This window comes from Streptomyces sp. NPDC058751 (assembly GCF_042746485.1).
In the GTDB taxonomy this organism is placed as follows: Bacteria; Actinomycetota; Actinomycetes; order Streptomycetales; family Streptomycetaceae; genus Streptomyces.
The window spans coordinates 119505-139122 of record NZ_JBHYPZ010000005.1; the positions used below are offsets into that span (position 1 = coordinate 119505).

The 19618-nt window shown below is 72.6% G+C and carries 18 protein-coding genes; 10 read left to right on the forward strand and 8 right to left on the reverse strand.

What is annotated here, in order from left to right; translation table 11 throughout:
• Positions 1-2: 2 nt before the first annotated feature.
• From ACFW6B_RS07255 to ACFW6B_RS07270, 4 genes are read right to left on the reverse strand one after another with little or no spacing between them, the layout of a single operon-like run.
• On the reverse strand, positions 3-971 hold the full coding sequence (locus ACFW6B_RS07255) for an NADH-quinone oxidoreductase subunit H (protein ID WP_386592925.1): 969 nt from the start codon (positions 969-971) through the stop codon (positions 3-5).
• Positions 968-2365: an NADH-quinone oxidoreductase subunit C gene (locus ACFW6B_RS07260; RefSeq protein WP_386592927.1), complete on the reverse strand. Its 1398-nt coding sequence runs from the start codon at positions 2363-2365 to the stop codon at positions 968-970. The genes ACFW6B_RS07255 and ACFW6B_RS07260 overlap by 4 nt, the downstream gene beginning before the upstream one ends.
• Entirely contained in the window at positions 2362-3009 is a 648-nt protein-coding gene (locus tag ACFW6B_RS07265) for an NADH-quinone oxidoreductase subunit B (protein ID WP_386592929.1), read from the reverse strand. Before ACFW6B_RS07265 ends, ACFW6B_RS07260 begins: the two co-directional genes overlap by 4 nt.
• The gene (locus ACFW6B_RS07270) at positions 3000-3413 is read right to left on the reverse strand and encodes an NADH-quinone oxidoreductase subunit A (RefSeq protein ID WP_095936005.1); all 414 of its coding nucleotides are present in this window, start codon (positions 3411-3413) and stop codon (positions 3000-3002) included. Before ACFW6B_RS07270 ends, ACFW6B_RS07265 begins: the two co-directional genes overlap by 10 nt.
• A gap of 378 nt (positions 3414-3791) precedes the next feature.
• Between ACFW6B_RS07270 and ACFW6B_RS07275 the strand changes: the two genes are divergently transcribed.
• From ACFW6B_RS07275 to ACFW6B_RS07295, 5 genes are all read left to right on the forward strand, one after another.
• Positions 3792-4991, forward strand: coding sequence for a sensor domain-containing protein (locus tag ACFW6B_RS07275; RefSeq protein ID WP_386592931.1), 1200 nt, complete (start codon positions 3792-3794; stop codon positions 4989-4991).
• A gap of 350 nt (positions 4992-5341) precedes the next feature.
• Positions 5342-6697, forward strand: coding sequence for a sensor histidine kinase (locus tag ACFW6B_RS07280; RefSeq protein WP_386592932.1), 1356 nt, complete (start codon positions 5342-5344; stop codon positions 6695-6697).
• Positions 6698-7084: 387 nt separating this feature from the next.
• A complete protein-coding gene (locus ACFW6B_RS07285; RefSeq protein WP_386593166.1) occupies positions 7085-7744 on the forward strand; it encodes a LuxR C-terminal-related transcriptional regulator in 660 nt (219 codons plus the stop codon).
• 236 nt (positions 7745-7980) lie between these two features.
• Positions 7981-9924 carry a 2-oxoacid:acceptor oxidoreductase subunit alpha gene (locus ACFW6B_RS07290; protein WP_386592934.1) on the forward strand — a complete coding sequence of 648 codons (1944 nt, stop codon included), beginning with the start codon at positions 7981-7983 and terminating at the stop codon, positions 9922-9924.
• Positions 9917-10999: a 2-oxoacid:ferredoxin oxidoreductase subunit beta gene (locus ACFW6B_RS07295; protein WP_386592936.1), complete on the forward strand. Its 1083-nt coding sequence runs from the start codon at positions 9917-9919 to the stop codon at positions 10997-10999. Before ACFW6B_RS07290 ends, ACFW6B_RS07295 begins: the two co-directional genes overlap by 8 nt.
• Positions 11000-11018: 19 nt before the next feature.
• On the opposite strand, the gene ACFW6B_RS07300 is transcribed toward ACFW6B_RS07295, so the two are convergent.
• Positions 11019-11432 (reverse strand): winged helix-turn-helix transcriptional regulator, encoded by a 414-nt coding sequence (locus tag ACFW6B_RS07300; RefSeq protein WP_386592938.1) that lies wholly within the window; start codon positions 11430-11432, stop codon positions 11019-11021.
• A 148-nt stretch (positions 11433-11580) separates the two neighbouring features.
• Between ACFW6B_RS07300 and ACFW6B_RS07305 the strand changes: the two genes are divergently transcribed.
• The 3 genes from ACFW6B_RS07305 to ACFW6B_RS07315 all read left to right on the forward strand — a co-directional run bounded on the left by ACFW6B_RS07305 (position 11581) and on the right by ACFW6B_RS07315 (position 14355).
• Positions 11581-12435 carry an SDR family oxidoreductase gene (locus ACFW6B_RS07305; protein ID WP_386592940.1) on the forward strand — a complete coding sequence of 285 codons (855 nt, stop codon included), beginning with the start codon at positions 11581-11583 and terminating at the stop codon, positions 12433-12435.
• A gap of 226 nt (positions 12436-12661) precedes the next feature.
• Positions 12662-13741, forward strand: coding sequence for an EamA family transporter RarD (rarD, locus tag ACFW6B_RS07310; protein ID WP_386592942.1), 1080 nt, complete (start codon positions 12662-12664; stop codon positions 13739-13741).
• A gap of 119 nt (positions 13742-13860) precedes the next feature.
• The gene (locus ACFW6B_RS07315) at positions 13861-14355 is read left to right on the forward strand and encodes a VOC family protein (protein WP_386592944.1); all 495 of its coding nucleotides are present in this window, start codon (positions 13861-13863) and stop codon (positions 14353-14355) included.
• A gap of 29 nt (positions 14356-14384) precedes the next feature.
• Here ACFW6B_RS07315 and ACFW6B_RS07320 read toward each other — a convergent pair whose 3' ends face one another.
• From ACFW6B_RS07320 to ACFW6B_RS07330, 3 genes are read right to left on the reverse strand one after another with little or no spacing between them, the layout of a single operon-like run.
• Positions 14385-16514 (reverse strand): hypothetical protein, encoded by a 2130-nt coding sequence (locus ACFW6B_RS07320; RefSeq protein ID WP_386592946.1) that lies wholly within the window; start codon positions 16512-16514, stop codon positions 14385-14387.
• A gap of 8 nt (positions 16515-16522) precedes the next feature.
• Positions 16523-17353 (reverse strand): hypothetical protein, encoded by an 831-nt coding sequence (locus ACFW6B_RS07325; protein WP_386592948.1) that lies wholly within the window; start codon positions 17351-17353, stop codon positions 16523-16525.
• 14 nt (positions 17354-17367) lie between these two features.
• Positions 17368-18402 (reverse strand): peptidoglycan DD-metalloendopeptidase family protein, encoded by a 1035-nt coding sequence (locus ACFW6B_RS07330; protein WP_386592950.1) that lies wholly within the window; start codon positions 18400-18402, stop codon positions 17368-17370.
• 196 nt (positions 18403-18598) lie between these two features.
• Between ACFW6B_RS07330 and ACFW6B_RS07335 the strand changes: the two genes are divergently transcribed.
• Together ACFW6B_RS07335 and ACFW6B_RS07340 are read left to right on the forward strand one after the other, a co-directional pair.
• On the forward strand, positions 18599-19171 hold the full coding sequence (locus ACFW6B_RS07335) for a hypothetical protein (RefSeq protein ID WP_386593168.1): 573 nt from the start codon (positions 18599-18601) through the stop codon (positions 19169-19171).
• Positions 19168-19425, forward strand: coding sequence for a hypothetical protein (locus tag ACFW6B_RS07340; RefSeq protein WP_386592952.1), 258 nt, complete (start codon positions 19168-19170; stop codon positions 19423-19425). Before ACFW6B_RS07335 ends, ACFW6B_RS07340 begins: the two co-directional genes overlap by 4 nt.
• Positions 19426-19618: the final 193 nt, after the last annotated feature.

Genomic DNA, 19618 nt, shown 5'->3' on the forward strand with positions numbered 1-19618 from the left:
GGTTACGCGATCACCACCTTGACGATGCCGGTGAGGGCGATCTGGGCGAGGGACAGGGGGACGAGGAGGGTCCAGGAGAGTTTCTGGAGCTGGTCCTCGCGCAGACGGGGGTAGGTGACGCGGAGCCAGATGACGACGAAGGCGAGGATCGCGGCCTTCAGGAGGGTCCAGACCCAGCCGAGGCCGTCGGCGCCCCAGGGGCCGTGCCAGCCGCCCAGGAAAAGAACGGTGGTCAGGCCGCACAGGACGACGATGCCGGCGTACTCGGCGAGCAGGAACAGGGCGAAGCGCAGGCCCGTGTACTCGGTGTACGCGCCGAAGATGATCTCGGAGTCGGCCACGGGCATGTCGAAGGGGGGCCGTTGGAGTTCGGCGAGACCGGCGACGAAGAACACGATCGCGCCGACGATCTGCCAGGGCAGCCACCACCACTGGAAGGCGTCCACGATGCCGGGGAGCGAGACCGTGCCCGCCGCCATCGCGACCGAGGCCGCGGTCAGGAGCATGGGGAGCTCGTAGGCGAGGAGCTGGGCGGCGGTGCGCAGTCCTCCGAGGAGGGAGAACTTGTTGGCCGACGCCCAGCCCGCCATGAGCGAGCCGAGGACGCCCACGCCCATGACGGCGAGGACGAAGAAGATGCCCGCGTCGACGACCTCGCCGACCGCGCCCTCGCCCGGGCCGATCGGGATGGCGAGGAGGACCAGGAGGTACGGGAGGAGGGCCACCGCGGGGGCGAGCTGGAAGATGCGCCGGTCCGCGCCCGCGGGGACGATGTCCTCCTTCTGCGCGAACTTCACGCCGTCCGCGACGAGCTGGGCCCAGCCGTGGAAGCCGCCCGCGTACATCGGGCCGAGGCGGCCCTGCATGTGGGCCATCACCTTGTGCTCGGTCTGACCGACGATCAGGGGGAACGTCAGGAACACGACGAAGACGACGAGGAGGCGTAGGGCGACGTCGAGAACGTCGTTCACTGCGTACCTCCGGAGGGGTCGTCGGGGTTGGGGCCGGGGTCCCCGCCCGGAGCGGGCGTGGACCCGGGCTGGGGCTGGGACTCAGCCTTCGTCTGCGGCTCGGGCTTCGTCCCGGGGGTCCGGGCGGGACCGGCCTCGGACTCCGGCCCGGACTCCGGTCCAGGCTCCGGCTCGGGCTTCGCCTGCGGCCGGGGCTCCGGCTCGGGCTTCGTCCCAGGGGTCCGGGCAGGACCGGCCTCGGGCTCCGACGTCGGGGCCGGAGTCGTCTCCGGCTTCGGTGCCCGGTCCGGCTTCGGCTCCGAGTCGTCGAACGCGGGCTTCGGCTGATGCCACGGCGCGTCCGAGCTGCGCGGTGAGGCGGGCCTTCTGGCGGGCCTCGTCGCCGCGTCGGGCTCGGCTGCCCGTGAGGCACTCGCCGGAACGGTCGGTTCGGAGGAGGCCGCCGGTTCCGGCGCGGCCGACGGTTCGTTCGGAACAGCCGCTTCCGGCGCGGTCGGCGGCTCGTTCCCGGCCGCTGTCGGCGAGGCGGGCGCCGGGGCCGGAGGGGTCGTCTGCTGGGCCCGCTGGCTGGCGGAGCCCTGACTCGCGCTGCGGGACCGGCGCGCGGGGCGCGCGGCCTCGGTGCCGGAGGCGGCACCCGCCGCGGCGGACGCCGCGTCTGCTCCCGTGGCGCCGGTACCCGGGGCCCCGGGCGCCGTGGTGCTCGCGGCCGCGGCGGGGGCCGGTGTCTGGCTGGCCGAGCCCTCACCCGCCGTACGGGCCCTGCGGACCGGCCGGTCGCCCGCGGGACGGGCCGCGCCACGGGCCGGGCGGGCCGGAGCCGGGGGGAGCTGGCCCTTGAGGGGGCCCCACTCGTTGGGGTCGGGGACGCCGGGCGGCAGCATCTGGCGGCGCTTGGGGCCACCGTGCTCGGACTCGCCGGGCTCCTTCGCACCGGGCCAGGCCTTGGCGACACGGGCGGCCAGGACGAAGTCCTTGCGGAGGGGGTGACCCTCGAAGCCCTCCGGCAGCAGGAGGGGGTCGAGGCCGGGGTGGCCCTCGAACGTCACCCCGAACATCTCGTGCGTCTCGCGCTCGTGCCAGGCGGCGCCCGCGTAGACGGAGACCGCCGACGGGAGCACCGGGGCGGTGTGCGGGACGGTCGTGCGGACGAGGAGGCGGTGCAGCGGGGACAGGGCGACGACGTGGGCCGAGACGCGGAAGCCCGTGCCGGGTTCGTCGACGGCGCTGAGCCAGTCGAAGTAGGTGCAGCCCAGCGTGGAGCGGGCCGTCTCCAGCGCCGTGATCCAGGACGTCGGCGGTACGTCGACGGTCAGGACCTCGTACGACTCCTCGACCGTGGCGTCGGGGCCGAAGAGTTCCTCGGCGGGGCCGGGAAGCCAGCCGACGGTCATCGGTCCTCCTCACCGGGAGCGGCCGGGTCCGTCCCCGGAGCGGTCGTCGCCGAGGGGGCCGGTGGCTTCACCAGGCCGCTCTGGAGCGCGGCGGCGGAGGGGCGCGGCGCGGCGGAGCCGTAGCGCTCCCCCAGCGATTCCCGGGCGATCTTCTCCTGGAGCTTGAGGATGCCCTGGAGCAGTGCTTCGGGGCGCGGCGGGCACCCCGGGACGTAGACGTCGACGGGGATGATCTGGTCGACGCCCTTGGTGACGGAGTAGGAGTCCCAGTACGGGCCTCCGCAGTTGGAGCAGGCGCCGAAGGAGATGACGTACTTCGGCTCGGGCATCTGCTCGTACAGGCGCTTGACGGCGGGGGCCATCTTGTCCGTGACCGTGCCCGAGACCACCATCAGGTCGGCCTGGCGGGGGCCCGGGGCGAACGGGATCACGCCGAGGCGGATGAAGTCGTGGCGGGCCATCGACGCGGCGATGAACTCGATCGCGCAGCAGGCGAGGCCGAAGTTGAAGACCCAGAGCGAGTAGCGGCGGCCCCAGTTCAGGACCACCTTCATGGGCTCGGGGGCGAGGCGGGCGAGCGCGCCGAGCCGCTTCGGCTCGGGCAGCGGCACCGGCTGCCCCGGGGCGGCGGGGGTCACGTCCATGTCAGGACGCCCTTCTTGTATGCGTACAGCAGGCCCACGGCCAGGAAGCCGAGGAAGATGAACATCTCGACGAGCGTCGCGGCGCCGTAGCCGGGAGCGGCGAAGACCGTGGCCCAGGGGAAGAGGAAGATCGAGTCGACGGCGAAGATGACGTAGAGGAAGGCGTACACGTAGTAGCGGACCTGGGTGTGGGCCCAGCCCTCGCCGACGGGGTCGACGCCGCACTCGTACGTCAGGAGTTTCTCGGGGGTCGGTACGACGGGCCGCAGCAGGCGGCCCGCCCCGAAGGCGACGGCGACGAACAGCACGCCCACGACGGCGAGCAGCCCGACGACCGAGTAGGACTGGAAGTAGTCCGCCGCGACGACGGCCCCGGTCGCCGTGACAACGGTCGGTTCCGGCACGTCAGCCCCTCACTCCCTGACCTCGTTGCGCCCCGTCGTGCGCCGTCGCGCACTCTGTGATGCGCCATGTTCGACGATCTGTACGGACGGGAGTCTAGGGCCTGCTAAAGAGAGCGTAAGCAGCCCGTCACACGTCGACCATTCCTCGGTCCTCGGTGACGTGTTCACGTCTCACGGTGTGAACACGGCCCCGTGGCGCTCCTCCGGCCCGACCGCGCCGGTCCGTCCCGGCCCGTGCCGGCCCGTCCCGGATCGGCGTCCTGTCCGCTCCTCACCTCCAGGGGTTCCCGGGAGTCCCCTGGGGGTGGGGTTATCCCCAGTGCATCGCGGCGGCCCACCTCATGGCGCGGCGGCGCGCCGCCGGGCAGGCTAACGGATATGACCGAACGCCTCACGCCCGCCGGCCCGCCGGACGCCCCGTCCGACACCGACCGCCCGCCCGCCGTACGCCTCGCCCTCGACCCGCAGACCTGGAGGGAGATCGCCCATCTCCTGGTGAACCTGCCGGCCTCGCTCGTCGGGTTCGTGTACGTGGTGACGATGCTCGCCGTGGGCGCGGGGCTCGCGGTGACCGCCGTCGGGCTGCCCCTGCTCGCGGCGGTTCTGCGGGGGTCGCGGCAGCTGGGCAAGGTGGAGCGGGCGCGGGCGCGGGCGCTGCTGAGGCTGCGGATCGACGAGCCGAGTCCGTTGCCGGTGCGCCGGGTCGGCTTCTTCGGCTGGCTGTGGTCGAGCCTGAAGGACCCGGTGGGCTGGCGGGCGGTGCTGTACGACCTCATACGGCTGCCCTGGGGCATCGCCACCTTCACGATCACGCTCGTGTCGCTGTTCGTGCTGTGGCCGGTGCTGCCGTTCATCGCGCGCGGGCTGACGAACGTGGACCGGGCGATGGTGCGCGGGCTGCTGTCACCCTCCGACGAGCTGGAGCGGCGCATCGCCGAACTGGAGTCGGACCGGGGGGTGGTGGTCGACACGGCCGCCGCCGACCTGCGCCGCATCGAGCGCGATCTGCACGACGGGGCGCAGGCCCGGCTCGTCAACCTCGCGATGGGGCTCGGCCTGGCGAAGGAGAAGCTCCTGGAGGACCCCGACGCGGCCGCGTCGATGGTCGACGAGGCGCACGGCGAGGTGAAGCTCGCCCTTCAGGAGCTGCGTGACCTGGCCCGCGGCATCCACCCGGCGGTCCTCACCGACCGGGGTCTGGACGCCGCCCTGTCCTCGATCGCCTCGCGGTGCACCGTGCCCGTGAGGGTGACCAGCGAGCTCCGGTCGCGGCCGGCCGCCGCCATCGAGGGCATCGCGTACTTCACGGTCTCCGAACTGCTCCAGAACGTCAGCAAGCACAGCGGGGCGAGAACCGCGTCGGTCGACGTCTGGCGGACGGACGACCGTCTGCTCATCCAGGTCCGGGACGACGGCCGCGGCGGGGCCGGCGTGGACGGCGGTACGGGCATGGCGGGCCTCGCGGACCGGCTCGGCGCGGTGGACGGACTGTTCGTCGTCGATTCCCCGGTGGGCGGCCCGACGGTCATCACGGCCGAACTGCCGTGGCGTGACCGCCAGAACGAGCCCGCGCGGTAATCGCCGCGAGGGCCCGGGGTTCACTCGATGGATACCTCCGGCCGACGGGCCGTGGGTGGAGGGCCCGGGAGCGAGGACCCTGAGCAGTGGTCCCCGGTCCCGGGCCCTCTCCCGTTCGCGTGGGCCGGCGCAGGCCCGTCGGGGTAGGGAAAACCCCCCGCTCAAGACGCCGATCCGCTCCATGTCCGGCTGGGCTCCGGAACGGCAGGCTTGGGGAAGAGGAAGCAGCCGACGCGTGGAACACGTCGACGCGCGGAACGGACCGGCACGCGGAACGGACCGCGGCGCACGACGGACCGGGGCGCGAGACGGACCGAGGCGCAGGACGAGACGAGAGAACGGACGAACCGATGGCCACGGAGTACGGACACGGATACGGGCACCGCGGCGGGTCCGGATTCGGCGGGGCGGGCGCCGACGGGCGGTCGCACCGTCTCCCGGCCCCGCTGCGGGCGCCGTTCGAGGCCCGCACCTGGCGCGAGTTCGGCTACGTGCTGCTGGGCCTGCCGCTCGGGATCCTCATGTTCACGTTCGCGGTCACGATGGTCTCGCTCGGCGCGGGCCTGCTGGTCACCTTCCTGGGGGTCCCGGTGCTCGCCGCCACACTGGCCGGCTGCCGCGGCCTCGGCTCGCTGGAGCGGGCGCGGGCGCGCGGGCTGCTCGGGGCCGAGGTGGCCGAGCCCGAGCCGCTGCGGATGAAGAAGCACGGGGCGATGGCATGGATGGGCGCCGCGCTCAAGAGCGGCACGTCGTGGCGACACCTGCTGTACGCGGTGGTCCAGTTCCCGTGGTCGGTGTTCTCCTTCGTCGTCGCGGTGAACTTCTGGGCGTACGGGTGGGCGATGCTGACGTATCCGCTGTGGTTCTGGGTCTTCCCGATGTACGGCGGTCAGGACGGGCTCCAGCTCTACGGCGACGACACGCACTCGATCTACCTGGACAACCCGTTCGAGATCACGGTGACCGCGCTGGTGGGACTGCTCTTCACGATGGCGACCCCGTGGATCGTGCGGGCGCTGACGAGCGTGGACCGGCTGATGGTGGGCGGGCTGCTGGGCCCCTCGCGGCTGGCCACGCGCGTGGTGGAGCTGGAGTCGGACCGGGGTGTCGTGGTCGACACGGCCGCCGCCGACCTGCGCCGCATCGAGCGCGATCTGCACGACGGGGCGCAGGCCCGGCTCGTCGCCCTGGCGATGGACCTGGGGCTCGCCAAGGAGAAGCTGGCCGAGGACCCCGGGGCCGCGGCGCGGATGGTGGACGAGGCGCACGGCGAGGTCAAGACGGCGCTGCAGGAGCTGCGGGACCTCGCGCGCGGCATCCACCCGGCGGTGCTGACCGACCGCGGGCTCGACGCCGCGCTGTCCGCGGTGGCCTCGCGGTGCACGGTGCCGGTGCAGGTGGAAGTGGACCTGGCGGCGCGGCCGGCGCCCGCGATCGAGGGGATCGCCTACTTCACCGTCTCCGAACTGCTCCAGAACATCAGCAAGCACTCCCGTGCGACGCGGGCGACCGTGGACGTGTGGCGGGTGGACAGCCGGCTGATGATCCAGGTCAGCGACAACGGGGTCGGCGGTGCCGACGCCACCGAGGGGTCGGGACTGGCGGGGCTCGCGGAACGGCTCGACGCGGTGGACGGGATCCTGGTGGTGGACTCGCCGCCGGCCGGTCCCACCCGGATCACGGCGGAGCTGCCCTGGCGGGGCTGAGACTCCCCGCAGAACGCGCGCGAGGGCCCCGGTGCTTCCCACCGGGGCCCTCGCGCGAAGCGCGGCCTCCCGCCGGGATCGCCGCGCGGCGCGGTGCCACCGCCGTCGCACCCCGGCGCACCGGGATGATCGCGCGGTGGTCGTCGCGGCGCACACCCCACCGGGGTGATCGCGCGCAATCGTCGAGCCGTACACCCCACCGGGGTAGCCCCCGGTCCGGTCCCCTGCCCACCCGGGCCACCACCAGGCCCCTCTTCACGCCGCCCGGGCGCATCCGCATCCGAATGCTGGAATGCTGGGGTCTGTCGTACGAGCGGGCACGAACCCGGTGGAGCCGGGGGCGGCCGGGGGCGGGCTCTGGGGGGCCGAGGAATCGTGGAGGACAGGGTGCGGGTGGTCATCGCCGAGGATTCAGTGCTGCTCAGGGAGGGCCTGACCCGGTTGCTGACCGACCGCGGACATGATGTCGTGGCAGGGGTCGGGGACGGCGAGGCGCTGATCAAGACGATCACCGAGTTCGCGGCGCAGGACGCGCTGCCGGACGTCGTCGTCGCGGACGTACGGATGCCGCCGACGCACACCGACGAAGGCGTGCGCGCGGCCGTGCAGCTGCGCAAGGCCCATCCGGGACTGGGTGTGCTCGTGCTGTCACAGTACGTGGAGGAGCGCTACGCCACCGAACTGCTGGCCGGTTCGAGCCGGGGCGTCGGCTATCTGCTCAAGGACCGGGTCGCCGAGGTGCGCGAGTTCGTGGACGCGGTGGTGCGGGTGGCCCAGGGGGGCACCGCACTCGACCCGGAGGTCGTGGCGCAGCTGCTGGGCCGCAGCCGCAAGCAGGACGTGCTGACCGGGCTGACGCCGCGGGAGCGCGAGGTCCTCGGGCTCATGGCCGAGGGCCGGACGAACTCCGCCATCGCCCGTCAGCTCGTGGTCAGCGACGGAGCCGTCGAGAAGCACGTCAGCAACATCTTCCAGAAGCTCGGCTTGTCACAAAGTGACGGGGATCACCGGCGTGTTCTGGCCGTCCTCACATACCTGAACTCATGACGACCTGACAGTCTGTCAGTTGTCGAGCAGAACCAAAGCGGGAGCGGGGAACGTCTTTCGAGGAAGGGGCCGGGGGCGGGAAAAATCGTGACACGTCAGGATGCCAGGACGTCTCATAACGGCGTCCACCATGCGAATGGCCTAAGGAAGGCGACCCTTACCGACGTAGGGTTGAAGAAGGAAGGGTCTGTGGGAAGGCCACTCCCGGACAGCCGCCTCAAAGGAGGTCCAGTTCAGTGACGAGCAAGGTCAGCAGCCCAACGGAACAGACCGACGAAGCCGTCGTAGGAGAACAGCGCAAACCGCCGGGGGCGAAGGACGTCCGCCGGGTCGACCGGGTCATCATCCGGTTCGCGGGGGACTCCGGTGACGGTATGCAGCTCACCGGCGACCGCTTCACCTCGGAGACTGCCTCCTTCGGCAACGACCTCTCGACCCTGCCGAACTTCCCTGCCGAGATCCGCGCGCCCGCAGGCACACTGCCGGGCGTTTCGTCTTTCCAACTGCATTTCGCCGACCACGACATCCTGACCCCCGGTGACGCGCCCAACGTCCTCGTGGCCATGAACCCGGCCGCGCTGAAGGCGAACATCGCCGACGTGCCGCGCGGCGCGGAGATCATCGTCAACACGGACGAGTTCACCAAGCGGGCGATGCAGAAGGTCGGCTACGCGGCCAGCCCGCTGGAGGACGGCTCCCTGGACGGCTACAACGTCCATCCCGTCCCGCTCACGACGATGACCGTCGAGGCGCTGAAGGACTTCGAGCTGTCCCGCAAGGAGGCGGAGCGCAGCAAGAACATGTTCGCGCTGGGTCTGCTGTCGTGGATGTACCATCGGCCGACCGAGGGCACCGAGAAGTTCCTGCGGACCAAGTTCGCCAAGAAGCCCGACATCGCGGCGGCGAACCTGACCGCGTTCCGCGCGGGGTGGAACTTCGGTGAGACGACGGAGGACTTCGCGGTCTCCTACGAGGTCGCGCCGGCCTCGAAGGCCTTCCCGCCCGGCACCTACCGGAACATCTCCGGGAACCTGGCCCTGTCCTACGGTCTGATCGCCGCCTCCCGGCAGGCCGATCTGCCGCTCTACCTGGGCTCCTACCCCATCACCCCGGCCTCCGACATCCTTCACGAGCTGTCCAGGCACAAGAACTTCGGGGTGCGGACCTTCCAGGCGGAGGACGAGATCGCGGGCATCGGCGCGGCGCTGGGCGCGGCGTTCGGCGGCTCGCTGGCGGTGACGACGACGTCGGGTCCGGGCGTGGCGCTGAAGTCGGAGACGATCGGGCTCGCCGTCTCCCTCGAACTGCCCCTGCTCGTCATCGACATCCAGCGCGGCGGCCCGTCCACGGGTCTGCCGACCAAGACCGAACAGGCCGATCTGCTGCAGGCGATGTACGGGCGCAACGGCGAGGCCCCGGTGCCGATCGTCGCGCCGCGCACGCCGGCCGACTGTTTCGACGCGGCGCTGGAGGCGGCCCGGATCGCGCTGACGTACCGCACCCCGGTGCTGCTGCTCTCCGACGGCTACCTGGCCAACGGCTCCGAGCCGTGGCGCATCCCGGAGACGGACGAACTCCCGGACCTGCGGGTGCAGTTCGCGCAGGGCCCGAACCACACGCTGGACGACGGCACCGAGGTGTTCTGGCCCTACAAGCGCGACCCGCAGACCCTCGCCCGCCCCTGGGCGGTCCCCGGAACACCCGGCCTGGAACACCGCATCGGCGGTATCGAGAAGCAGGACGGCAGCGGCAACATCTCCTACGACCCCGCCAACCACGACTTCATGGTCCGCACCCGCCAGGCCAAGGTCGACGGCATCGACGTGCCCGACCTGGACGTCGACGACCCCACCGCGGGCACCGGCCGGGCCGCCGGCACCCTCGTCCTGGGCTGGGGTTCCACCTACGGACCCATCACCGCGGCCGTGCGCAGGCTGCGCAACGCCGGGGAACACATCGCGCAGGCCCACCTGCGCCACCTCAACCCCTTCCCGCGGAATCTGGGCGCGGTGCTCAGGCGTTACGACAAGGTGGTGATCCCCGAGATGAACCTCGGTCAGCTCGCCACCCTGGTGCGGGCGAAATACCTGGTGGACGCGCACTCCTACAACCAGGTCAACGGCATGCCCTTCAAGGCCGAGCAGCTCGCCACGGCTCTCAAGGAGGCCATCGATGGCTGACACGTCAACCACAGGCCCGGGCGGCACGATCGAGGCGCTCTCCCTGGTCCCCCGGGCCGAGGCCAGGCAGTCCATGAAGGACTTCAAGTCCGACCAGGAAGTGCGCTGGTGCCCCGGCTGCGGCGACTACGCCATCCTCGCCGCCGTCCAGGGCTTCATGCCCGAACTCGGCCTGGCCAAGGAGAACATCGTCTTCGTCTCCGGCATCGGCTGCTCCTCCCGCTTCCCGTACTACATGAACACCTACGGGATGCACTCCATCCACGGCCGCGCCCCCGCCATCGCGACGGGGCTGGCCTCCTCGCGCCGCGACCTGTCCGTGTGGGTGGTCACCGGCGACGGCGACGCCCTGTCCATCGGCGGCAACCACCTCATCCACGCCCTGCGCCGCAACGTGAACCTGAAGATCCTGCTGTTCAACAACCGGATCTACGGTCTGACCAAGGGCCAGTACTCCCCGACCTCCGAGATCGGCAAGATCACCAAGTCGACACCGATGGGGTCCCTGGACGCCCCCTTCAACCCGGTCTCCCTGGCCATCGGCGCGGAGGCGTCCTTCGTGGCCCGGACCGTCGACTCCGACCGCCAGCACCTCACCGAGGTGCTCCGCCAGGCCGCCGCCCACCCCGGCACCGCCCTGGTGGAGATCTACCAGAACTGCAACATCTTCAACGACGGCGCCTTCGAGGTCCTCAAGGACAGACAGCAGGCGCAGGAGGCCGTCATCCGCCTCGAACACGGACAGCCCGTCCGCTTCGGCGCCGACGGCTCCCGCGGTGTGGTGCGCGACCCGCACACCGGCGACCTCCAGGTCGTCACCGTCACCCCCGACAACGCCTCGCGGATCATCGTCCACGACGCGCACGCCGCGTCCCCGACCACCGCGTTCGCGCTGTCCCGCCTCGCCGACCCCGACACCCTGCACCACACCCCCATCGGTGTGTTCCGCTCGGTCGACCGGCCGGTCTACGACACCCTCATGGCCGACCAGCTCGACACGGCCGTCGAGCAGAACGGCAAGGGCGACCTCGCCGCGCTCCTCGCCGGCGGCGACTCCTGGACGGTCGTCGGCTGAACCCGCCCGCAGGCGGTTCTCACGAGGCCCGGGGCCCGAGTCCCCGGGCTTCGTCGTACGCGGCGCGGGCCCGCTCGACGTCCGTCATGCGCTCATTGGTCCACAGCGCCAGCGACCGCACCTGCTCGGCGGCCTCGCGGCCCAGGTCGGTCAGGGAGTAGTCGACGCGGGGCGGGATGACCGGCTTGGCGTCCCGGTGGACGAGCCCGTCGCGCTCCAGGGTCTGGAGGGTCTGGGTCAGCATCTTCTCGCTGACGCCCCTGCCGACCGTGCCGATCGCCCGGCGCAGCTCGCTGAAGCGGTACGAACGCTCCAGGAGCTCGATCAGGACGAGGACGCCCCAGCGGCTGGTGACGTGTTCCAGGACGAGACGGTAGGGGCACATCGCCTCGCCGGCGTCGTACCCGTTCGCTGCGCTGATGCCGACGGCCATCCTCACACCTTACGCCGAGGCGGGTACCCCACGGGAAGACCCGCACCTTACTTCTAGGTGGTTACCTTACTTCAAGGTGGGTACTTTCCCATAGTTAGTGCAGCTCTTAGGGTGAGTGACATCCGCACCCCACAAGGAGATGTACGCCATGAGCATCGTCGTCACCGGAGCCACCGGACACCTCGGCCGTCACGTGGTCGAGCAGCTGCTGGAGAAGGTCCCCGCCGGGGAGATCACCGCCGTCGTGCGGGACGAGTCCAGGGCCGCCGACCTCGCGGCCCGCGGCGTACGGCTCGCGGTCGCCGACTACAACACCCCGGAGACCTTCGAGGGCCTGTTCGCCACCGGCGACAAGGTGCTGCTGATCTCGGGCAACGAGTTCGACAAGGGCCGCGTCCAGCAGCACCGGGTCGTCATCGACGCCGCGGAGGCCGCCGGGGTCTCCCTCCTCGCCTACACCAGCGCCCCCGGCAGCCTGACGGCCGCGCTGGCCGACGACCACCGCGCCACCGAGGACGTCCTGACCGCCTCCGGACTGCCCTACACGCTGCTGCGCAACGGCTGGTACCACGAGAACTACACCGAGAACCTCGCCCCCGTGCTCGCGCACGACGCCGTCGTCCAGGCCGCCGGCGAGGGCCGGATCGCCTCCGCCTCGCGTGCCGACTACGCGGCCGCCGCGGTCGCGGTGCTGACCGGCGAGGGACACGAGAACAAGACGTACGAGCTGAGCGGCGACGAGGCATGGGGCTTCGCCGAGTACGCGGCCGAGCTGAGCCGGCAGACCGGCAAGGAGATCGTCTACAACTCCGTCTCCCCCGAGACCCTCACCTCGATCCTGACCGGCGCCGGACTGCCCGAGGCCTTCGCCGGGAGCCTCGCGGGCGTCGACGTCTCGGTCGAGAAGGGCGAGCTGGCCGTCACCACCGGCGACCTGTCCCGGCTCACCGGCCGCCCGACCACCCCGATCGCCGAAGCCGTCGCGGCGGCGCTGAAGAACTGACGTCCCGGGGGAGCGCCCGGCGGCCCTGGAGAACCGACGTCCCGAGGAACGCCCGGCGCCCGTGCCGCACACCTCGTCTGTCATGACCGTATGGCGATACGGGCATGACAGGCGGGGGTGTGCGGCGCTACCTTCTTTCATGCTGCACGGAAGTTCCCCGACCGCACGGGAGCTCCGGGGCGCGGGACGCGACAGACGTCCGAGACCGTGGGAGAAGGAGACGCCGGTGGCCGGGCAGTCGAGGGGCGAGCAGCGCGTAGGTCTGCTGAACGGCTTCGCGGCGTACGGGATGTGGGGGCTCGTCCCCCTCTTCTGGCCGCTGATGAAGCCCGCGGGAGCGGTCGAGATCCTCGCCCACCGGATGGCGTGGTCCCTCGCGGTGGTCGGGATCCTGCTGCTGGTGATGCGCCGCTGGTCCTGGGCGGGCGAGCTGCTGCGGCAGCCGCGCAAGCTCGCGCTGATCACGGTCGCGGCGGCGGTCATCACCGTCAACTGGGGCGTCTACATCTGGGCGGTCAACTCCGGGCACGTGGTCGAGGCGTCCCTCGGCTACTTCATCAACCCCCTGGTCACCATCGCGATGGGCGTGCTGCTCCTCAAGGAACGGCTGCGGCCGGTGCAGTGGGCCGCCGTGGGCGTCGGCGCCGCGGCCGTCCTCGTGCTGACGATCGGCTACGGCCAGCCGCCGTGGATCTCCCTCTGCCTCGCCTTCTCCTTCGCCACGTACGGCCTGGTGAAGAAGAAGGTCAACCTCGGCGGCCTCGAATCGCTCGCCGCCGAGAGCGCGATCCAGTTCCTGCCGGCGCTGGTGTACCTGCTGTGGCTGGGCTCGCGGGGCGACGCGACGTTCGCCGCGCAGGGACCGGGGCACGCGGCGCTGCTCGCGGCGACCGGCGTGGTCACCGCGGTCCCCCTCATCTGCTTCGGCGCCGCCGCGATCCGCGTGCCGCTGTCCACCCTGGGCCTGCTCCAGTACATGGCGCCCGTGTTCCAGTTCCTCCTCGGGATCCTCTACTTCCACGAGGCCATGCCGGCCGAGCGGTGGGCCGGGTTCGCGCTGGTGTGGCTCGCGCTGTCGCTCCTGACCTTCGACGCGCTGCGCGCCGCGCGGCGGGGTGCGCGGGCCCTGAGGGAATCGGCCGAGGCGGCGAGGGCCGTCGCCGCGGACACCTCCGGGGAGGTCGCGGAGGTCGTCGCCGTGGCCGCGGGTACCGCGCCGGAGGCCGCGGGAGTCACCGCCGGGGCCGCCGAAACCGCCGGGTCCACCGGGTCCACCGGTCAGACGGGTGCACGCGGCGCCGTGTGACGAACGGACCGCGCCCGGGGCGAACCGGCGGGGCCCGCTCCCGTACGGCGCGGGGCGGGCCCGTACGGGATGAGGCCCCGACCGGCGAGTGACCTTGCCCGCACGGCCGGGGAAGCACTATGAGTGGCTCCATGACGCCGACTCCCGAGCCCGCGCCGGCAATCGCACCCGTCCACTGGAAGATCGTCATCGACTCCGCCGATCCGCACGCGCAGGCCGACTTCTGGTCCGCCGCGCTCGGCTACACGGTCGAGGACAACAGCGCCTTCATCGAGCGGCTGACGGGCCTCGGCGCCCTGCCGGCCGACGCCACCGTCGACTTCCACGGCCGCCCGGCCTTCCGGGACCTGATCGCCGTACGGCATCCCGAGGACCCGTACGACGAGGAACGCGGCACCGGCCTCGGGCGGCGCCTGCTCTTCCAGCGGGTCCCCGAACCCAAGACGCACAAGAACCGGCTCCACCTCGATCTGCACCCCGGCGAGGGGCGCCGCGCCGACGAGGTCGAGCGGCTGAGGTCACTGGGCGCGGGCGTGCTGCGCGAGGTGAAGGAACCGGCGGGCGAGTGGACCGTGATGACGGACCCCGAGGGGAACGAGTTCTGCGTCAGCTGAGTCCGGCCCCCGCTCGGACGCTCCGCTCCTCACTCACCGTGGGCACGGGGCGGCCGGGCGTACGGGTTGTCCGCGGCGAGGCGGGCGCGTTCCGCGAGGCGGACCATGCGGGTGCGGGCCGACTCGAGCTGTTCGAGGTCGTCGGCGGCGGGACCGTCGTCGGCCGCGAGCTCGGCCCACAGTCCGATCAGGTCCCGCCCGAGGTGCAGGCCCTGGAGCGGATCGCGGACCGCGCGCCACGCGGCGGCCGCGCTCTGGACGTTGCCGTAGGCGGCGCCCGCGTCCCGGTGGCGTCGGCGGACCCTCGCGAGGTCCAGCGACAGGTGGAACGACCTGAGCGCGTCACCGGCCAGATAGGCGATGTACGCGGTCAGCTCGCGCAGCTTCAGCACCTCGGGGTGTTCCTGGCCCAGCGACTGCGCCGCCTCCGCGACGGCGCGCTCCGCCATGCCCGCGGCGGCCTCGATGCGGCCCATCTTGACGGCCTCGTTGATCCGGGCGACGGGCTCGGCGAGGAACGCCGACGCGGCGTCCCGTTCCGGGGCCGGCTCCTGAGGACTCGGCGCGAGCACCGCCTCGGCCACGGCGTCGAAGCCGCGGGCGGGAGTGGGCTTCGGGTCCGGTTCCGGCTCCGGGCCCAGCAGCGACAGGGCCTCCGCCGCGGAGGCGGGCTTCCGCTCCGGGGCGGCCGCCTCCGGCCCGGGGACCCGCTCCGGCTCCGGCGCGGAGCCGGTCACCGGGGCCGGGCCGAACTCCCCCGTCGGGGCGGCCACGGCGGCGGCCGCCGACTCCGGCACCGCCCGCAGAACCCGCGTCGACGCGGAGCCGGGCAACGGCCTGGGTTCCGGTACCGCCCGCAGCACGAAGGTGGACGGCGTGGGGGTACCGGGCACGGCGGGCTCGGCCGCGGACACCTGGCCGGGACCCGGGGCGGGAACGGAAGCGGGAGCGGACACGGGGGCGGGCGCGGGAACCGGGGGCGCCTGCGGCACGGACTGCGGCTGCGGCACGAACTCGGCGGTCACCGCCGGCTCCGGCCCGCGCACCGGCGCGGACTGCGGCTCCGGACGCACCGGCACCTCCGGCACGACCTGGGGCTGCGGCTGCGGCTGCGGCTGCGGCACGAACTCCGCCGTCACCGCCGGCTCGGGCGCGCGCACCGGCACGGGCCGGGGCTCCGGAACGGGCTCCGGGCGGACCTGCGACTCGGGCGCGGGCGGTGCCGGGTGCTGGTACTCGGGCGTGGGCGGTGCCGGGTGCTGGTACTCGGGTGCGGGCGTCGCCGGGACCGGCGGTGGCCCGTTCTCCGGTGCCGGGACGGGGTGCGCCTGCGGTTCCGGCACCGCGCGCAGGACGTACGTCGCCTTGTCCCGGCGCGGAGCGGCCGGTGCCTCCGGAGTCTGCGCCGGCGCCTCCGCGGACACCGGGACGGGCGGAACCGGCGGGACCGGCGGCTCCGGACGCCGCTGCGCAGACGGTTGCGGCACCCCCTGGACCGGCGCCTGCGGCATCCCCTGGGCGGAGGCGTGCGGGACGTCGCCGGCCGGATGCCGCGGGCTCTCGTGGCCCGGGGCCCGGTGGTGCTCCTCGGCCCCGAAGCGCGGACTCTGCTCCGGAAGCCGGGGCTGCGGACGCTGCCCCTGGTCCGAAGGCCGGGGACGGTACTCCGGAGCCGACGGCTGCGATCCGTACTCCGGCGCCTGGGGCTGCGGGACGTACCCCGGAGCCTGGGGCTGCGAGCGCCGCTCCGGAGCCGACGGCTGCGGGCGGGGCTCGTGGAGTCGCGCGGGCGGTGCCACCTGGACCGGCTCCGCCGTGTAGCGGCTGGAACCGTCGACGTGCACCTGGAGCGGTACGACGTAGCCGATGCGCTCGTCGTGGACGCTGGCCAGCACCGGGTGTCCGGTGGCGAGGGCGAGGCGGTGGAGGTAGTTCAGGATCGCGCCCTGGACCGTCTCGCCGGGCGCCGCCACGACCGGCATGCCGCCGACCGTGGCACAGCCCTGCGCCACCGCGGCACCGGGCGCCACCGCCGTGTCCGCGGACGCCGGCACGTGCACCTCGATCGGCGTCATCCCGGCGGTCGGCTGCCCTCCGGCACCGGGCGCCGAGCGCTGCCGCTTGAGTTCCCGCTTCTGTTCGCGGCTGAGTCGAGACATCGGTTCCCTCACGAAGGGGTGGTCGAGGACGGGTTCGAGGACATCATCGGGGCCGAGGGCGAGATCGCCGCCGGTGACGAGGAGGACGAGGACGCGGGCCCGGAGGCCGACGGCGAGGGAAGCGGGTCCGCCGCCTCCACGGCCTCCACCTCGGCGACGCGCCACGGACGGCCGTCACCCGCCCGGGTGAGCTTGAGGTAGACGCTCGCGCGCGGACCCGTGCCCGTCCAGCCGTCGCGGCCGTGGGCCGTGCCCTCCACGAAGAGGGCGCGGTAGGCCAGGACGGCCGTGTCGGCGGGGCCGTCGGCCTCGTCGTCCGCGGTCACGTCCACCGTGGTCCAGGCCCGGTGACCGGCCCAGGCGTTCCACTCGGCGCCCGCCCCGCTCGCGGGACGGTACGACCGCTCGGCCGCGGCCCTGGCCGGGGTGAACCAGCGGGCGGAACGCAGCACGGCGTCGTGGGGACCGTAGTCGTACTTCGTGTCGTAGCCGTACGCCACCTCCGCCCACGCCTCCGATACCTCTGTCGCGTCCGTCCCGTCGACGCCCGACGGGCTCGGCACGTGCGCGTCCTCGCCCAGCGGTCTGCCCGCCGGGAGGGACGCCTTCGGCGCCACGGACGGCACCGCGGAGGGCGACGAACCCGGCGCACCCACGTCATCACGATGGTCCCGCAGGCCACAGCTCGTCAACGCCAGGATCCCGGCCAGGGACACGACCGTCAGCGCGGCGAAGTTCCCGCGCGTCCCGGTGCGGACCGCCGCGGCCGTACGCGGGGCACTTGTCGTCCGCGTCGTATGTGTCGCACGCGTCGTCCGTGTCGTCCGTGTCGTCCTCATCCTCGCCTCCCTCCTCACTTCAGCCCCAGCCAGGGTGCCGGATCCACGTACTCGCCGTTCTGCTGGACCTCGAAGTGCGCGTGCGGTCCGGTCGACAGGCCGGTGGAGCCCACCTCGCCGACGCTCTGGCCGACCCGCACGTGCTGGCCGACGCTCACGCTGGCACGGCTCCTCATGTGGTTGTAGGTCGTCGAGATCCTGTCGCCGTTGATGGTCCCGTGCGAGATGATCACGCGGTTGCCGTACCCGTTGGACCAGCCGGCGAAGGTGACCGTGCCGTCCCGGGCCGCCTTGAACGGCGTACCCAGCGGCGCGGCGAAGTCGATGCCGGTGTGCAGCTTGCGGACGTGCTTGATCGGGTGCATGCGCATGCCGTACGGCGAGGTTATCCGCGGGGTGCCGGAGAGCGGCATCGCCAGTTCCTGTCCGGCGGGGATCCTGCCCGGCGGATCGTCCACCGACTCGTACTTGGGTATCAGGGACTTGATGCGGGCGACGTAGTTCCGGGTCTCGGTGTACGGCGGCATGCCGCCGTACTGGTGCACCGCGCCGGGCCCCGCGTTGTACGCCGCGAGCGCGAGGTCGAGTGTCTCGCCCCTCGCCTCGCCGCGCCTCTTGTACCTCTCGACCTGCTTGGCGAGGGCACAGTCGTAACGGCCCTGGGCCATGATCGCGTCACCGGGATCGTACGGAGAGGCCCGGCCGTTGCCGTCGTCGTCCTTGCCCCAGCTCGGCCAGGTCCCCGGCATGAACTGCGACAGGCCCTCGGCGCCCACGGGAGAGCGTGCGTTGGGGTTCCACCCCGACTCGGCCTCGATCTGCGCGGCGACGACCGCCGGTTTGATGACGTCGCACATGGCGCCCGCCTTGAGCACCCAGGGGACGTAACTCGCGGGCACGGCACCGTCCTTCAGCCCACCGCCGCCCGACCCCGGGTTCTCCTCGCTCGAGGCCCCGCTCACCGCGACCATCATGACCACCGGCATGATCACGACGGCCAGGCAGCCGCCGATCACCCAGCTCGTGGTGGATCCGCCCCCGTTGGACACCGGCCCCCCTCAGCCTCATGTTCCGGTCGTGTACATGCGGTCGAGTCTCTCGGTTCCCACCCGATTCCCGCGTCACCACGGCGTCACAGGCTCGTCCCAGGAACTCACGCCCCGTTACCCGACCCGCCCGGGCGCCGGGAGGATCGGTGCACCGACGAGGACGGAGAGACCCATGCAGGGGATCGAGGGGGTGGCGATGCGGACGAACGAGGGGGTGACCGTGCGCGGGAACGAGGGCGCGGTGCCGCACGGGAGCGGGCCGCGCGGGCCCGAGATATGGCTCCGCGGGGCGGCCGGGGAGCCGGAACAGCCGTCGCGGCAGTACGAGGAGGAGCACCGACTCCTGCCGCGGGCACGGCAGTTCTCCTGGATCGCCACGCACGGCGGAGCCGGGTCCTCGACGCTCGCCACCGTCTTCGGCGGCCACGACGCGGGCCGCGACTGGCCCCGGCCGGACCGTGGCGAGCCCGCCTCGGTCCTGCTCGTCGGGCGTACGCACGCGGCGGGCCTGGACGCCGTGTCGCACACCCTCGACATCTTCCGCCGGGGCGACGCGCCGCCGGGACTCGATCTCGACGCCATCGTCCTGGTCGCGGACGCGCCCGGCCGGCTGCCGCGTCAGCTCACCCAGCGCGTCAAGGTGATCAACTCGGTCATCGACGTCTACCGCGTGCCGTGGATGCCCGCGTGGCGCACCGGTGACCTCACCGGACCGCTGCCGCGCGAGGCCGCCCCGCTGGCCCGCCTGACGGGAAGGACCGCGCCGTGACCACCCTGCACACGCTCGCCGCCACCCAGTTGGCCGTGAACTCGGACGTCACCGGTGAGCTCGACAAGGTCCTCGGCATCCTCGCCTGGCTCGTCACGGCCGCCGGTGTGGCGGGCCTGATGATCGTGGGGTCCCGGATGGCCCTGGCCCTCAAGTCCGGTGAGTTCGAGGAGCACCTGAGCCAGTTCCTGACGGTGCTGGGCGCCTGTGTCATCGGCGCCGCGGCAGGACCGATCGTCGGCTTCGTGCTCTGAGCCGCGACGGGACCGGCCGCCGGCTTCGCACCCCGGGCCCCGGACCCCGGCCCGGCCCACGGGCCGCCACCAGCCGCCCGCCGCCAGCCATTTGTCGTCTACCGCCTACCGTTTGCCGCTTGCCGTCCACTGCCCGCAGGCCCCGCCCGCCGACCGCGCGCGTTGCGCCAACCCCCCGAGGCACCATCACATC